Source organism: Brevibacillus brevis (genome assembly GCF_031583145.1).
Lineage (GTDB): Bacteria > Bacillota > Bacilli > Brevibacillales > Brevibacillaceae > Brevibacillus > Brevibacillus brevis_E.
Genome location: NZ_CP134050.1, coordinates 5,750,074 through 5,766,177 on the forward strand (window position 1 = coordinate 5,750,074; position 16,104 = coordinate 5,766,177).

A 16,104-nucleotide genomic window follows, 5' to 3' on the forward strand; every position below is an offset into this window, starting at 1 on the left:
CTTACGCCTGTGCGTTTGCACCTGCGACGATCTCGGAAATCTCTTGCGTAATGGCTGCCTGACGGGCACGGTTGTACTGCAACGTGTAGCGGTTGATCATGTCGGTCGCGTTGTCCGTCGCATTGCCCATTGCAGTCATACGGGAACCTTCTTCAGAAGCCTTCGCTTCGAGAAGCGCGCTGTACACCAGCGTCTCCGCGTATTTCGGCAGCAGGTTGGCCAGTACTTCTTCCGAGGACGGCTCATATTCGTAATTCAGTTTGCGCTCGCCTGTGCTCTCGGGAGCTTCCAACGGCAGCAAACGTTTTACGGTCGGTATCTGCGAAATTGCACTCTGGAACTTGTTGTAGCACAGGTACAGCTCGTCAATTTGCTCATCTGCGAACATTTGAACGGCCGCCGCTGCAATTTTCTTGATGTCGCCAAAGGCCGGGCTGGTCGGCAGACCCGTCACTTCTTCGAGCACCGGATAATTGCGCTTTTGGAAAAAGTCGCGACCTTTGCGGCCAATAACGAAAATGCCGTACTCGTCCTTGGACTTGTGCTTTTCAGCGACGGTCCCTGTCACGGCACGCAGGATGTTGGCGTTGTAGCCCCCTGCGAGGCCGCGGTCAGACGTGATGACAATGTAGCCGGTCTTTTTCACAGGACGGGATTGCAGCATCGGATGCTTGGAACCGGTCGTTCCGCTCGCAATGCTGGAAATGACCTCCTGGATCTTGTCAGCGTACGGACGTGCCGCCTCCGCTTTCTCCTGGTTGCGGCGAAGCTTTGCAGCCGCCACCATTTTCATCGCTTTCGTGATTTGGCGCGTATTTTTCGTACTTTTGATTCTGCTTCTGATCTCACGTATTCCTTTAGCCACTCGTTTTCACCACCTTGAGGACGCATGGCCGAGCGCTGTCGCCCGGCATGCGTCTGATGTCGATCAATCGTTCGCGATTAGCGAGTTACTTGAAAGCCCTTCTTGAACTCTTCAATCGCTGCGTTCAATTCTTTTTCATCCGGGAGGTCTTTCGTCGTGCGGATATGCTCCAACAATTGTGGTTTGTTGGAATCCAGATAGGACAAAAGCTCCTTCTCAAAGCGGCCTACGTCGCCAACTGGAATGTCATCCAGGAAACCTCTTGTTGCTGTATAGATAGAAGCGACTTGCTTCTCGACAGGCATTGGATCGAATTGGCCTTGCTTCATGATTTCCATCAAGCGCTCACCGCGGATCAGACGAGCTTGGGTCGCTTTGTCCAGATCGGAACCGAACTGGGCGAAAGCGGCGAGCTCACGGTATTGCGCCAACTCGAGCTTGAGTGGACCCGCTACCTTTTTCATCGCCTTGATTTGCGCCGAACCACCTACGCGGGATACGGAGAGACCGGTATTCACCGCTGGACGTTGACCTGCGTTGAACAAGTCTGTCTCCAGGAAGATCTGACCGTCGGTGATGGAGATCACGTTGGTTGGAATGTAAGCGGAGATGTCGCCCGCTTGGGTCTCGATGAACGGCAGAGCGGTAATGGAACCAGCGCCCAGCTCATCGGACAGTTTCGCAGCGCGCTCCAGCAAACGGGAGTGCAGATAGAATACGTCACCTGGGTAAGCTTCGCGGCCTGGAGGACGACGGAGCAACAGGGACATTTCGCGGTATGCGGCTGCCTGTTTGGACAGGTCATCGTATACGCAGAGGACGTGCTGTCCTTTGTACATGAAGTATTCCGCCATGGTTACACCGGTGTACGGAGCCAGGTACAGCATTGGAGCCGGATCGGAAGCCGTAGCGGATACGATGATGGTGTACTCCAAAGCGCCTGCTTTGCGCAGGGTTTCTACGATGTTGGCAACAGTGGATTGCTTTTGGCCGATTGCCACGTAGATACAAATCATGTTTTGGCCTTTTTGGTTGATGATCGTGTCGAGCGCCACAGCGGTTTTACCTGTTTGACGGTCGCCAATGATCAGCTCGCGCTGTCCGCGGCCTACAGGAATCATCGCGTCGATCGCTTTGATACCCGTTTGCAGCGGTTCGTGTACGGATTTACGAGCCATTACGCCTGGAGCTGGGCTCTCTACCGGACGGTATCCGTCATTTGCGATAGGGCCTTGGCCGTCAAGCGGTTGACCCAGCGGGTTTACTACGCGGCCGAGCAGCGCATCCCCTACTGGTACTTCCATTACGCGGCCGGTACGTTTTACGGTATCGCCTTCCTTAATGTCGCGGAAAGGTCCCATAATAACGACACCCACGTTGTCTTCTTCCAAGTTGAGTACCATACCCATTACGCCATTTTGGAACTCGAGGAGCTCCCCTTGCATGGCCTTTTCCAAACCGTGAACGCGGGCGATACCGTCACCTACCTGGATGACTGTTCCTACATCCACAACTTCGATTTCAGATTTAAAGTTAGCGATCCGCTCTTTGATGAGGGAGCTAATCTCTTCTGGTCTGATTGCACTCACTTACTTTCACCCCATTCATCCAACTTCGTAAGTCCACCGAACTTTACGCCTGATGCGCAAAGGTTTCCAGCTTGGTCTTCAGGCTGCCGTCGTACAGGCGGTCACCGATCTTGATCACGATGCCTCCGAGGATGGTAGGATCTACCACAGCCGTCAAACGCAGCTTTTTATTCAAGGTTTGGCCGAATTTCTCCGCCAACTCCGCTTGTTCTTCGGAAGTGAGCGGCTTTGCGCTCGTGACGATGGCATCGGCAATGCCGCGCGCATCGTTTGCCAGCTTCACAAAGGAACGATAGATATCCGCAAGCTGAGCTTCCCGTCCGTTTTGGATCAGCACGATGAGGAAATTGTAGCTTTCTTCCCCTACATGGCTCTTGAACAGGTCGTCTACCAGCTTGATTTTCGCATCAGCAGCAATGTGCGGATGGCTGATGATCTTGCTCAGATCGGCATTCTGCTCCACAGCTTGCACGATCGCGCCAAGGTCTGCTTCCACCTGATCGATCTTGCCACGCTCGCTCGCCACATCGAAGAGAGCGCGAGCATAACGCTTTCCTACACCGCTACTCATAGGCGATCTCCCACTTGAGCGAGGAATTTGTCAACCGTAGATTTCTGCGCTGCTTCGTCCAGTTCTTTCTCGATGATCTTGGAAGCCAAGAGTACGGAAAGGCTGGTCATTTGCTGACGCAGCTCCAATTTTGCCTTTTCAACCTCGCGAGCCAGCTCTGCGCTTGCTTCCGCTTTCATGCGCTCGGTTGCAGCTTGCGCCTCGGCTACGATTTTGCCAGCTTCATCAGACGCTTGCTTCGTCGCGCGGTCGATGATCGCTTTGGATTCTGCGCGTGCTTCGTCCAGCACACGGCGTTGCTCGGCCAGCAGTGCTTCCGCTTCATTGCGGTTCTTCTCAGCCGAGGAGATTTGATTTTCAATATGCTGACGGCGTTTTTCCATCATGGCCACGATCGGACCCATAGCGAATTTACGAACTGCCAAAAGCAACAACAAGAATACAATTGCTTGGGTTAACAGCGTTCCCCATTCCAGGGACACGGCACCAAAGTCGAGCATTCGTTTCACTCCTTCCTGCAAAAAGAAAGATGTATCTTCACGGATTAAAACCGCTCCATCCAAAAATAGAGGCGGGTATCAAGCGCCCGCCTATCGTTTCCGTTGCTCGCCTTACATACGACCGAAGAGGATGAAACCAATCGCAACAGCGATAATCGGAACTGCCTCTACCAGACCGAGACCCAGGAACATGAGACCCATCAGGTTGCCACGCGCTTCAGGTTGGCGAGCTACGCCTTCAATTGTACGAGAAATTACCAGGGAGTTACCGATTGCCGCGCCAAGAGCAGCAAGACCAAATACGATACCGATTGCAAGAGCCAAACCTTCCATTGTTTAAAAACCTCCTTAGTGTGTGAAAAAGAATGAAATACGGAAATTGCCGATTAATGATCTTCGTTCACTTGTTGCGAGATGTACACCATCGCAAGTGTCGTGAAAATGAACGCCTGTACGGAACCGACGAACACGGAGTAGCCCAGCCAGATGAACAGCGGAATGCTACCGAAGATTCCTACACTCAGCAGGAAGGCAATCAAGACCTCACCTGCGAAGATGTTACCGAATAGACGCAAAGGAAGCGTCAGCGGTTTGATGATGAACTCCTCGAGAATGTGAATCGGGTTCAGGAATGTATGTTTCAGCCAACCACCAAAGCTCTTCTTGATTCCCAGGTAATGAGCGTACAGAAGAACGATGAGTGCCAGAGCGAATGTCACGCTCGGCGTTGCGGTAGGCGATTTCCACCAACCAATGACTACGCCATGCGCGTGCGGATCAGTCGAGTTCAACTCTTCTTCGACCTTCGCCACCTTTTGCTGCTTCATTTGATCATTGGTGGAGACGGTCAGCATGTCGACGAATTTTTGGCTAACCTCGTGGCCAGGAGCGTTGTGGTGAGCCGTATTCACGTTGAGCAATAGACCTAGCTGGTTGCCCAGGAAGATGTACAGGAACAACGTGAGCGCCAAGGCTACAAAACCCGCAGCTTTCTTCGGAGAGATGTAGCTCTTGGTGATACCGGTGACGAAGTCCACAATCCATTCCATCACGTTTTGCGCGCCGCTAGGAGTAGCGGAGGTCAGGCTGCGGGTCATCCCGATACACAGGAAGAGCACCACCAGAGAGGTTACCAGAATCATGAGAATAGTGGAGATGTCAAATACCATGCCCAACCATTCAAATCGCAGAGAATAATGCATGTATTTCACCCCTTTCTTCCGCGCGAGTATGTTTCAAGCGTGCATGTTTTAAGAAAAAGCCTGATATCTATTTAAAGGAGCGATACACGAAAAAAAAGCTGAGAGCCTGAAAAAGAAACAATCCTATCAATACGCCAGCAAGTCCAAACAAGTGGGGAAAACGCATCGTCAGGAAGACAGCAAACCCCGCGACGATGAGGCGTTGTAGCATGCCAGTCCCTTTAGGCCGTACATTCGGATCTACAGCCATCTGACCGATACGCCAGGTTTTGCTGAAGAGGACAGTCCCATTCACCAGACTACAAGCCATCCCGAGCAGGAGGCTCTGCAAAAACAAGCGATATGATGGCAACACCGCCCAGAGTATCGCAGCGGCTGCCATACTGAAAAAGGCATAGCGAAAAGTGGCTCGCATTGCCGAAGAAAACGTTTGCATGTCCCATCTCCTAGAGGTACCCGCGAACAATGCGGTAGACGCTGTACACGCCTATACCTAATCCTGCGAGCAGTCCAATCATCAGAAAAAGCGGATTGGAAGCGAAAAGTCCATCCAGGTACTTGCCCAGATATACCCCTGCAACGACACAAATTGCCATATCGACACCAATCAGGGTGACCAGCGTGATGGCTCGCCAAGGATTATCGATTTTCGACACAGGACATTCTCCTTTCATACATAAGGAGAGGGCTGGTGTCAAGTGCCCCTTTGCCCTCATCCATATTAACGAAGAATTATTCCCTTTGTCAACGTTCGCTTCGGTCTGTACACAAAGCGTTCACAATTGAAAACACTAGATTTTTTCAATAATCGTGGCGACTCCCTGTCCACCGCCAATGCAAAGAGTCGCTAACCCATATTTTACCCCATCGCGCTTTTGCAATTCGTGCACAAGTGTAACTAATATGCGCGCCCCGCTTGCGCCGATCGGATGGCCGAGAGCGATCGCTCCACCGTTCACATTTACCTTTTCCGGATCGAAGCCGAGGGCTTTGCCGACCGAGAGCGATTGAACCGCGAAAGCCTCGTTGGCTTCGATCAGGTCGATATCGGAAAGGGACACTCCTGCCTTTTCCAGCACCCGCTGCGTCGCCGGTACAGGTCCGTATCCCATGATGCTCGGGTCCACGCCCGCGCTGGCGTTTGCGATGATGCGCGCCAGAGGCTTGACTCCCAGCTCGTCCGCCTTTTCTTTCGACATGATCAGCAGCGCCGCCGCACCGTCGTTGATGCCCGAAGCATTTCCGGCCGTCACCGTACCGTCTTTCTTGAAGGCAGGCTTCAACTTGGACAGCGCTTCTGCGGTCACGCCGGCCCGCGGGAATTCATCCACAGTGAACAGCACAGGGTCGCCTTTTCTCTGCGGAATAGCGACCGGAACGATCTCGTCTTGGAAGCGGCCGGACTCGAGCGCCTTCTGTGCCTTTTGCTGGCTCCATGCGGCGAACTCGTCCTGCTCCTCGCGGCTGATCTCGAACTTGCTGCACAGATTTTCCGCCGTGATGCCCATGTGGTAGTCGTTGAATGCGCACCACAGGCCGTCGCGAATCATCGAATCCACGACTTTCTGGTCGCCCATTCGGAAGCCGTTTCGAGCGCCTTCCAGGAGGTACGGCGCCTGGCTCATGTTTTCCATGCCGCCCGCCAGCACCACATCGGAATCGCCGCTCACAATCGCCTGAACCGCCAGGTGGACGGCCTTCAGACCGGAACCGCATACTTTGTTTATCGTCATAGACGGGACTTCATTTGCCAATCCGGCCTGTATCGACGCCTGACGGGCTGGATTTTGCCCAAGTCCTGCCTGCAGGACGTTCCCCATGATGACCTCATCGACCGCATCCTTGGCTACGCCTGCGCGCTCCAGAGCTGCTTCCAGCACGATTCCGCCCAGCTTTGTAGCGCTTACATTGGACAGCGAGCCTTGAAAACTACCAATCGCAGTGCGAACGGCACTGGCAATGACGATTTCTTTTTGAGCCATATTCGATACACTCCCCGGAATTAATCAAGTTAGCCAACCTTCCTATCATTCCATGTTTCTCACCCGAATTCCTGCCGCTTCTTGCTCGAATATACAGCAAATCGTACGTGGCCGGTATTCCTTCGGAGGTACCGAAAGCTCGCTCATAGCACTCGATCATCGCCAGCAACAGCCGCTTGCTTCCCAGCCCCGGGGACTGGCCCTGGGTCGCGCTGGCTCCTACCGCTTTTACAGCATGCAGAAAATCCCGGACTCCCGGGTAGTTCAGGACGACTTTTCGGGAAAAGATCCCCACATCCTCAAACCCGGCCGCCGCCAGCATGGACCTCCACTCGGTCGCAGAGTGGAACGTCAGTCCGTGCCGCACCGCCGGCTGGCCCAGGCTGGCATGAGCGTAGCCGAACGACGCATGCAGCTCCGCGAACGTCTCCGGTCCGAACGTAGAGAAAAGCAGATGGCCGCCTGGCTTCAGCAGACCGGCCAATCCCTTGAGAGTCACGCCAGGCTGCGAGAGCCATTGAAAGCATGCCCCCGATACGACGGCATCCAGCGAATCCGCTTCCTGCCGCCACACCCATTCCTCCACATCTGCGTGCAGAAACGTGCATGAAAGATTTTCCTCCCGCAATTTTCGCCGGGCCTCTTCCAGCATCCCCAAAGCCAGATCGAGCGCCTGGCAGTTCGCGTCCGGAAAGGATCTGCACAGCAGCCTGGTCAGCTCTCCCGTTCCGCAGCCGATCTCCAGGAGCTGCCGGATTTGCTTCGGTTCGACGACAGCCTGTACATGAGACAGCAGCTCCTCTGCCATCTCCTTTTGGACCAGCGCATGCTGATCGTAGGTGCCCGATTTTTCGCTAAACCGGTTTGAAACGGTCTGTTTCCACACAGCTCTCTACCACCCTTTCTACTGCTTCGATCACGATTTCCGGACGAAATACGAGAGGTACGTGACCGCCGCCAACCACCGGAAACAGGCTAGCTCCGGGAATGAGTGAGGCCAGTTCGACCCCGGCCGCATACGGGCATATCTCATCCTCTGTCCCGTGGACGATCGCGGCCGGACAGGAAAGCGCCGGAGCCGAAGAGCGGCAGTCTTCCTTCCGCAAATAGGAGAGCCCGGCCATGAGTGCAGCATGCGTCCATTCTCCGCTCGACCGCTGGCTCAGCATAGGGGCAGCCCGCCTTCGTTCCTCGTCTGTCAGCATGCTTTCGCGAAAAGCCCCCAGCACCTTTCCGCCATCCTCCGCCAACGACCGCTGCATCCTGCGAAGGTGGGCATCTGTCCATCCGCATGTACGCTCCTCGCGGGAACGGACGAAGCGGGCAGTCGTGCTGACAAGAACCAGCCCAGCAACCTGATGCCGGGCCGCAAGCCGCTGCGCCAATAGCCCGCCCATGGACCAGCCGATCGCGATCACGGGAGTTGCCCCGAGCAGGCCCACTTCCTTTTCGACCGCCTCGGCAAATTCGTCCGGCCTCGATACGCCCGAAAAATCAGGTGAGACGTGCTGGAAGGCAGAAAACCGCTCCCGTACCTTGTCCCAAAAGGAATCGGGCATTCCCCATCCCGGCAGCCACAGCATAGCTCGCTCCCGACTCATTCAGCGTCCCTCCCATTGCAGCTCCGCACGGATTTGTTGCAGTTGATCTGCCGCCCACTCCAGCTCGGTCGTCGTGTGGGTAGCCATCACCGTGAAGCGAATTCGGGCCGTGCCGGCCGGAACGGTAGGCGGCCGGATCGCGACCGCTGCGATGCCGCGCTCCTCCAGCATGCGGCTGTATTGCAGGGCGACTCCGCTTTCGCCAAGCACCAGCGGGATGATCGGGGTCCGGCCTTCTGCCACGGAAAAACCGCGCTCGCGCAGCATCCCCCGAAACCGGCTGCCCAGCTCCCGCAAGCGTTTTCGCCGCTCCCCCTCCTCCTGCACGATGGTCAGCGCGGCATGAATGGAAGCGAGCACTGACGGCGGCAAGGCTGTCGAATAGATGAGCGAACGCGCTTTGGACGTCAGATACCGGACGACGCTCGTAGCCCCGCAGACGTAGGCCCCGTATGAACCGAACGCTTTGCTGAACGTCCCCATGATGATGTCGACCTCGCGTGACAGCCCCAGCTCGTGGCACAGCCCCTCGCCGCTTCTCCCCAGTACCCCGCCTGCATGAGCCTCGTCCACCATCAAGAGAGCGCCGTAGCGCCGCTTCAGCTCCACCAGATCGGCGAGCGGAGCCAGATCGCCATCCATGGAAAATACCGTGTCTGTCACGATCAGCTTTCTTCTTGCGCCTTGGTGGCGTTTCAAGAGATATTCCAGATGCTCCATATCGTTGTGGCGGTAGCGGCAATGCTCGGCGCGGCTGAGCACGATTCCGTCCACGATGCTGGCGTGATTCAGCCGATCGCTGAAGACGGCGTCGCCTCGGCCAACCAAGGCGGATATGACTCCGGTGTTGGCCTGGTAGCCATTGGCGAACACGAGCGCTGCTTCCCTCCCTTTCCACTCCGCAAGCCGCTGTTCCAGCTGCTCATACAGTCCATGGCTGCCGAGCACGAAACGGGAGGCGGTCGCTCCCGCCCCCCATTCCTCGATTCCCCGTACGGCGGCAGCTTTCAGCCTCGGGTCATGCGCAAGTCCGAGGTAGTTGTTGGACGACAAATTCAGCAACGATTTGCCGGACACACGGATCCACGTCCCCTCTTCCCCGATCACGGCATCGACAGAGCGGATGCTTCGGGCTAGCGAAACGCTCTTTAGGCGCTCCCATTCTTCCTCCATCCAATCGTATCGACTCATGTCGCCCACCTGCCTACAAAGCGCACAGCTCGATTTCGAAGCCGAGGTCTTCAATCATGTGATGATCCGCCGTAATTTCCTGACCGGCAGTCGTCAGGTAATCGCCGACAAACAGCGAGTTGGCGGCATACAGCGCAAACGGCTGCATGGATCGCAAATTGACCTCCCGCCCGCCTGCCACGCGGATTTCCTTGTCGGGACAGACGAAGCGAAGCAGCGCCAGGACCTTGAGCGCTTTTTGCGGCAACGTCCTGCCGTAACCCTCCAGCGGCGTCCCGGGAATGGCATTGAGAAAGTTGACCGGAATCGAGTCCGCATCCAGCTCTCTTAGCGCGTACGCCATCTCGACGATTTCCTCGTCCGTCTCGCCCATTCCGATGATGACGCCGGAGCAAGGCGACATGCCGGCTTTCTTTACCGTACCGACCGTTTCCACCCGCTGATCGTACGTGTGGGTGGTCGTGATGTTGGCGTAATTCGATCGGCTGGTATTGAGGTTGTGGTTGTACCGGTGGACGCCAGCCTCCTGCAGGCGGGAAGCCTGATCCTCGCTCAGAATCCCCAGACAGGCGCAAATCTTCAGAGGCATCGTCGCCCGAATTTCCTTCACGGCTTCGATTACCTGTCCCAGCTCCTTTTCAGTGGGGCCGCGACCGGAAGCCACGATGCAGTATGTACCCGCTTTGCGGCTGAGCGCTTCTCTGGCGCCCGCCAGCAACGTTTCCTTGTCCAGCATCGTATACTTGGGGATCGGGGCGGTGGAAACGATCGACTGCGAGCAGTATCCGCAATCTTCCGGACACAGGCCGCTCTTCGCGTTCAAAATCATGTTCAGCTTTACCTTTTTGCCGAAGAAGTGCCTTCTGACCTGAAAAGCCGCTTGCAGCAGCAAAAGCAGTTCATCGTCGGCTGCGTGCAGCACGCTCAACGCTTCCTCGCGGCTGAGCACGTCGCGATTCAGCGCCTTTTTGGCATAGGCTGTCCAGTCGATACCATTCGTCTGATAGATCACCATGGTTCTCCTCCATCCATTTGCATCTCCAGCCAGGAGCGAATCCCGGCGAGGTTCACGTTTTCCCGCAAGCTCGATACCAGCTCCCCGCGGGTGATCGGCTCACGAAGCCTAGGGATGCTGCCCCAGACGGTGGTCTCTCCCACCTGCTCAATCATGCTGGCATTGCTCGCGAGGCTGGCATCATGTGCGTGATCCGCGTCGGCCTCGTTCAAAATGACTCCGGCGACCGGAACTCCGCGCTCCCTCGCGTACCAGATGGAAAGCAGCGTATGATTGATGGTCCCCAGCCCGGCCCGAGCGACGAGCAGGAGGGGCATCCTCAGCCGGACAGCCAGGTCGACCATCATCTCGGTCTCCGTGAGAGGGACCGCCAGCCCTCCAGCGCCTTCCACAAGCAGAAAGCGGTGCCGCTTCCGCAATACCTCGCCGCCAGCGACGATTTCCTCCATCGCGAGCGGCTGTCCCGCTGCCCTCGCAGCCAGCAGTGGTGCGAGCGGCTGGGGAAACACCAGCGGAGCGATCTCTTCCCGTGCATCCTCTACGCCAGAGAGGACCTGGAGTCTCCAGGCATCGCTGCCCTCCTCATCTGCAAGCCCTCCTGACATAACCGGCTTCCACACTCCCAGATCCAGCCCGTCCTCCCGCAAGGCGGCCGCCAAACCTGCCGTTGCGATCGTCTTGCCTACTCCCGTATCCGTGCCGGCGACAAACAAGCCGGCGAAGGTCTGTGAACTCACTGTGCTCCCCCCTCGGTACCGAGCGTACTCTCTCTGATGGAATCGGCGAGAATGCCCACCATGGCGTCCAGTTCTTCGTCGGTCGAGACGAGCGGCGGGATCAGGACGACCACATTGCCCAGCGGCCTGGTCAAGAGACCTTTTTTCCTGGCGAGCTTGCAGACCCGCACACCCATGCGTTCATTCCAGTGGTAGGGCTCTTTCGTCTCCTTGTCTTGCACGAGCTCGATCCCGACCATCAGCCCTTTTTGCCGAATCTCCCCGACGTGGCGCTCGTCTGACAGCGGGGAAAGCAGCTGCGCGAGATGCCCTGCCCTCTGCTCGACCGCCTCCACCAGCCCCCGCTCCTCCATCAAGCGCAGGTTGGCCAGGGCGACGGCGCATCCAAGCGGATTGCCTGTAAACGAGTGCCCGTGGAAGAACGTCTTTTGCTCCTCGTAGTCTGCATAGAAAGCGTCGTAGATCTTTTCTTTGACGAGAGTGGCCGCCACCGGCAGGTAACCGCCTGTGATCCCTTTCGCCACCGCCATGATGTCAGGCGTGACGCCATCGTGCTCGCAGGCGAACATTTTCCCCGTTCGCCCGAAGCCTGTCGCTACTTCGTCGCAGATCAGCAAGACGTTGTAGGACGCCAGCAGGTCGGCGATCTTCTTCAGACAGCCCTCCGGCATGACGATCATGCCGCCCGCTCCCTGGACGACCGGTTCGACGATCAAAGCGGCAATCTCGGAGGACTTTTCCTGCAGCAGCCGCTCCAGGCCATCCAGCATCCTGCCGACTGCCGCCTCTTCGCCGCCATCCCTGTACGGGTACGGGTAGGGAATGACGTACGGCGTGAACAGGAGCGGCTTGTACACCTGATGGTAGAGCGGGATCGCTCCTACGCTTGTGGCGCCGATGGTATCCCCGTGGTAAGCGTTGTTCATCGTGACAAAGGACCGTTTGCCGGCGATGCCGCGGTTTTGCCAGTACTGGAACGCCATCTTCAACGAGATTTCCACCGCGGTAGCCCCGTTGTCCGAATAGAACACCTTGGTTAAGCCTTCCGGCGCCAAGCGGATCAGTTGCTCCGCCAGCAAAATCGACGGTACGTTGGCCATGCCGAGCAGCGTCGAGTGAGCGACTTTTTCCAGCTGTTCGACGATCGCCTGGTTCAGCTCCGGGACATTGTGGCCGTGAACATTGAGCCAAACGGACGAGAAGCCGTCGTAATAGGCGTTGCCATGGACATCGTACAGCCTGATTCCTTCGCCTCTCTCGATGATCAGCGGCTCGTCCTCTATGTAGTCTTTCATTTGCGTAAAAGGGTGCCAGAGATACTGCTTGTTTTTGGCTGCCAGCTGCTCAGGGGAATCAATCAACCAAATCAACTCCTTCGTTAACATTTTAAATGTTAACTAAAATAGTAATTTGGTTAACACATTTTATCAAGACCTTTTTGTCGACAAGTAGAAAACCTGGCTGAGCTGGCCTGTTGGCGAAGCTGCGGCTGCACTTGTACAAAAAAAGACCCCGCCTCTCCGTTCGGAGAAACGAGGTTCTTTCATCGCTTCTTTCTATTTCGTTTGCTGCAAAATGCGATACAGTGCTACGACGCAAACTGCCCGAGTCGTCGCCTTGTTCGGCTGGTACTTGCCGCTGACCGGATCGATCAGACCGAGTCCCACCATGTTGGTGATGGACGAAGCCGCCCAGGATGGCCACGTCCCCTTGTCGGAAACTGTTTTGGCCGCACCTTTTTTGCCCACGAGACGGTCGAGAATCACAGCCGCCTCCGCGCGGGTCACCGGCTGGTCCGGTCGGAAGGTGTTGTCCCCGTAGCCCTTGACCAAGCCCTTGGAGACAGCGACCTGCACAGCTCCCTTCGCATAGTCTGGCACTTTGTCCTTGAAGCCGAGCTTCGGCGAAGACGGCAGCTGCCAGTCGAAGGTCCGAGCCAGCAGCGTGACGAACTGCGCCCGAGTCAATGACACCTCAGGACCGAACGTCGTGTCCGTGAGCCCTTTTACGTAGCCCTTGTCCGCCATGTACGTGATTTCCGCCTTGGCCGGATGGTTGGCGATATCGGTAAAGGACGCACCCGCGTTGTCCAGGTAGTACGGAACATACTTGCCGTAGGAATTGACTTCGTAGACCCATTGGCCTTGGGCATTGCGGCTGCCCAGCAGCGGATCCAGCGTGTTGTTGGCTTCGTTGACGTAGAGCAGCCCGATTCCTTTGCCTGCGACCCAGTTTTTCGGCACGAGCGTCAGCTGGATCGGCGAGGTCGAGATGCTGTCTTCCGCCCCCGCTTTCAGATCCCCCGGCTTGATCGTAAAGGAGTAGTCGGCAGGAACATAGCCCGGGAGCGGCTGCGCGACGATCGGATCGATGTCGATCTCGGCCGTCTCCAGGAAGGACGCGGTATTCGCGAACGAGTATTGCAGGTCGAGCTCCGAGCCCAGAGACATGCTGCCGGGAAGCTCCGGCACGACTGCCGTATCGCTCGGCTGGCCGGTCTGGTTCGGCAGCAGGAGAGACATCTCATCGAAGTACAGCGTTCCTTGGTCGTGCGTGATGCCGTCGTTTGGCTGGTCGACGACGTAAATGCTCTTCAGCTGCAGCGGGTATGCGGCATTGCTCGGGAAGTAGCCCTTGACCTGCTTCCACCCTGTCCAGTCGATTTCCTTCGCCAGATCGACGTACACGGACTTGCCGTTCGCATCGATCGCTTCCGCGCGAAGCCAATGCCCGCTGTTGTCGCCATTGACCCACAGGCCGATGCCGAGGGGTTTGCCCGGGATCGCGATCGGCCCTTTTCCCAGCATCCCGTACGCGAAGCGCATGCTGCTGCTTGGAGCTCCCGAGAAGTTGTACACCAGCCTTGCCGCTTTTTTGGTGCGGAACACTTGGTCGCTGACCAGGCTGAACGAACCGGCAGAGCTGATGCTCGATGGGTTCGCGGCGTGGTACAAGCCTGCCAGGTTGTCGAAGGTGAGCCACGGCTGCTCGAATTGGCCGATTGCAAACGGTATGGTGGTCGAGACGCCGTCGTAGGTGACGGTCACTTTCCCGTTGCCCGTCTGATCCCCGGCGATGAGCTGAAGCTTGTCGTTCACCGTCGCGATCGAGGAGTCCACACTGGTCTGGACGCTAAGCGGCGTCGCTTGGACAAGCGCTCCCTTTTTCGTCTTGATTTTGACGTCGAGCGTGATCGTCTGACCGGGCGCGACCGTGATCGGGCTTGGCGAAACGACGATTTGCGCAACTTCGCTTCCGGAGACGACGTGAATCTCCTTGTTCTGCGTCACATTCCCCAGGCGGCCGGTCAGCGTAATCTGCCCGGAGCGAGACGGAGTAAAGCGCGTTCCGTCGACGGTGCCCGCGTCTGCTCCGCTTACCCCCCAGCTTACGTTTGCCGGATTGATCGCATATGGTTGGAAATGCGTATCGTATCCTTTCGAGGCGGACATGTTGACCGTCTGTCCGATCAGCACATCTGTCGGTACATCGATCGTGAACCCGCGCAGATCTCCCGGAGGCGCGGTATTGTACACCGCCAGCCCCGTCGGCACACGGCGCTCTACGCCTCCGCTCGGCTTGTTGGACAGATTGGCCTGCGTCTCCCCGAGCATGCGCGTGGCCAGCGTCGTGGATCCGCCCCCGTCGAAGTTTACTGCGCGATAGGAGCCCAGCTCCGCCATGATTTTCGCCAGCTCATCGAGGTAGACCCCTTTGCTGGCATCGATCGTCACCATGTACAGCGTCTTTCCGTCCTGGGAGATGCCCACCGCCGTACGTGAGTTGATCGACGTAATGGACTTGTCCGCCTGAAAGGAAGTCAAGGCTTTCCCCTTGTCTACCAGCAGGACGTTGCCTCCGACCGCTTGCATCAGATCGAGGTCTTGCGGAGTCGTCTGGTATTCTACCTGCGCCGTGGCACCAACCGGGAAGTTTTGCTTCAGAAATGCGGCTGCAGCGCCGTGTCCCCACAGCACGTAGCCATTGTACGGTATGTATACGCCGGTTGGTTGACGCGCACTTCCTTGGCGACGTTGTCGACGAACAGCACTTCGACGACATCCTTGTAGCCCGAGATGGCCCCGAGGCTTGTCTTGCCAAAGGAAGGCGTGTACAAATTCAATTGATTCTGATGGCTTTTCCGGCCGTCGCTCGGGTTGTACTCTTCCTTGTTGACTCCCTGAATGGAATACGTCGCCCCGTTTGGCGCCGTCACCTTTCCGCCGAATCCGAAGTGCTCGATGATTGCGGTCTTGTCGCCCGTAAGCCCCAAGCTGTACCAGTACGAAATCAGCCCCATCGAAGAGATGAGCTCCTGATCCTTCATCACGATCCCGAATGGCGCCCCGCGCTTGGACATATTGAAAAAGTCCGCGTTGATCGCCGCGACCGCACCCGTTTCGCGGGCCATTTGAGTGACTGTCTGCCTCTCGGTCAGCTTTCCTTTCGTCCCGTAGACAGGCTTGACCTCTACGTACGGGTTGTTCAGATCGACCTTGGTGACCATGACCGTGACCTGCTGATTTGCAAACGATTTCGTGTATTTGAGCAATGTGGTGCCTTCCCCGATCGGGGTTTGCCATACCACTTGCAATGGACTCGACTCCGCTCTTGCCAGCGCGACATTCGTCGCAAGCGGCACAAACGGAACAAAAGCTCCCCAGGCTACCGTCGCAGCCGTGAGCAGCGTAACCGTCTTCCGCGCTCTCATGTTGGTGACTCCTCTCCGTTTCTCTCTGTCTGTCTATGTGTATACTTTTCCAACTAAAATTTAGACGCTGCGAGGTGGTTGATAGTTTCGCCTCGTCGCCATATTCTCTATTTGAAAAACATACCAAATGTTTCGCAGCT

Annotated in this window: 15 protein-coding genes and 1 pseudogene; all 16 read right to left on the reverse strand. The window is 56.8% G+C overall.

Features of this window, described 5'->3' with window-relative positions; all coding sequences use genetic code 11:
• Position 1: 1 nt before the first annotated feature.
• The 16 genes and pseudogenes from atpG to RGB73_RS28410 all read right to left on the reverse strand — a co-directional run bounded on the left by atpG (position 2) and on the right by RGB73_RS28410 (position 15,964).
• Complete coding sequence (atpG, locus tag RGB73_RS28335) at positions 2-865, reverse strand: ATP synthase F1 subunit gamma (RefSeq protein WP_310766731.1); 864 nt, start codon at positions 863-865, stop codon at positions 2-4.
• Between the two features lie 77 nt (positions 866-942).
• On the reverse strand, positions 943-2,454 hold the full coding sequence (gene atpA, locus RGB73_RS28340; protein WP_310766734.1) for a F0F1 ATP synthase subunit alpha: 1,512 nt from the start codon (positions 2,452-2,454) through the stop codon (positions 943-945).
• Between the two features lie 43 nt (positions 2,455-2,497).
• A complete protein-coding gene (locus tag RGB73_RS28345) occupies positions 2,498-3,025 on the reverse strand; it encodes a F0F1 ATP synthase subunit delta (protein ID WP_310766737.1) in 528 nt (175 codons plus the stop codon).
• Positions 3,022-3,525, reverse strand: a complete 504-nt coding sequence (gene atpF, locus RGB73_RS28350; protein WP_310766740.1) for a F0F1 ATP synthase subunit B — start codon at positions 3,523-3,525, stop codon at positions 3,022-3,024. The genes RGB73_RS28345 and atpF overlap by 4 nt, the downstream gene beginning before the upstream one ends.
• A gap of 111 nt (positions 3,526-3,636) precedes the next feature.
• A complete protein-coding gene (atpE, locus tag RGB73_RS28355) occupies positions 3,637-3,858 on the reverse strand; it encodes a F0F1 ATP synthase subunit C (protein WP_005831752.1) in 222 nt (73 codons plus the stop codon).
• Between the two features lie 53 nt (positions 3,859-3,911).
• A complete protein-coding gene (gene atpB / locus RGB73_RS28360) occupies positions 3,912-4,727 on the reverse strand; it encodes a F0F1 ATP synthase subunit A (protein WP_310766752.1) in 816 nt (271 codons plus the stop codon).
• Positions 4,728-4,794: 67 nt separating this feature from the next.
• Positions 4,795-5,163 (reverse strand): ATP synthase subunit I, encoded by a 369-nt coding sequence (locus RGB73_RS28365; protein ID WP_310766755.1) that lies wholly within the window; start codon positions 5,161-5,163, stop codon positions 4,795-4,797.
• Between the two features lie 10 nt (positions 5,164-5,173).
• On the reverse strand, positions 5,174-5,383 hold the full coding sequence (locus tag RGB73_RS28370; protein ID WP_310766757.1) for an AtpZ/AtpI family protein: 210 nt from the start codon (positions 5,381-5,383) through the stop codon (positions 5,174-5,176).
• Between the two features lie 135 nt (positions 5,384-5,518).
• Positions 5,519-6,709, reverse strand: a complete 1,191-nt coding sequence (locus RGB73_RS28375) for an acetyl-CoA C-acetyltransferase (RefSeq protein WP_310766760.1) — start codon at positions 6,707-6,709, stop codon at positions 5,519-5,521.
• Positions 6,657-7,595: a malonyl-ACP O-methyltransferase BioC gene (gene bioC / locus RGB73_RS28380; RefSeq protein WP_310766762.1), complete on the reverse strand. Its 939-nt coding sequence runs from the start codon at positions 7,593-7,595 to the stop codon at positions 6,657-6,659. Before bioC ends, RGB73_RS28375 begins: the two co-directional genes overlap by 53 nt.
• A complete protein-coding gene (locus RGB73_RS28385) occupies positions 7,564-8,310 on the reverse strand; it encodes an alpha/beta fold hydrolase (protein WP_310766765.1) in 747 nt (248 codons plus the stop codon). Before RGB73_RS28385 ends, bioC begins: the two co-directional genes overlap by 32 nt.
• Positions 8,311-9,501 carry an 8-amino-7-oxononanoate synthase gene (gene bioF, locus RGB73_RS28390; RefSeq protein WP_310766767.1) on the reverse strand — a complete coding sequence of 397 codons (1,191 nt, stop codon included), beginning with the start codon at positions 9,499-9,501 and terminating at the stop codon, positions 8,311-8,313. It lies immediately after the preceding gene.
• A 13-nt stretch (positions 9,502-9,514) separates the two neighbouring features.
• Positions 9,515-10,516 carry a biotin synthase BioB gene (bioB, locus tag RGB73_RS28395; RefSeq protein WP_396136150.1) on the reverse strand — a complete coding sequence of 334 codons (1,002 nt, stop codon included), beginning with the start codon at positions 10,514-10,516 and terminating at the stop codon, positions 9,515-9,517.
• Positions 10,510-11,253 carry a dethiobiotin synthase gene (gene bioD, locus RGB73_RS28400; protein WP_310766770.1) on the reverse strand — a complete coding sequence of 248 codons (744 nt, stop codon included), beginning with the start codon at positions 11,251-11,253 and terminating at the stop codon, positions 10,510-10,512. The genes bioB and bioD overlap by 7 nt, the downstream gene beginning before the upstream one ends.
• On the reverse strand, positions 11,250-12,638 hold the full coding sequence (gene bioA, locus RGB73_RS28405) for an adenosylmethionine--8-amino-7-oxononanoate transaminase (protein ID WP_310766773.1): 1,389 nt from the start codon (positions 12,636-12,638) through the stop codon (positions 11,250-11,252). Before bioA ends, bioD begins: the two co-directional genes overlap by 4 nt.
• Before the next feature lie 171 nt (positions 12,639-12,809).
• Positions 12,810-15,964 (reverse strand): annotated as a pseudogene (locus RGB73_RS28410) (phosphodiester glycosidase family protein).
• Between the last annotated feature and the right edge of the window lie 140 nt (positions 15,965-16,104).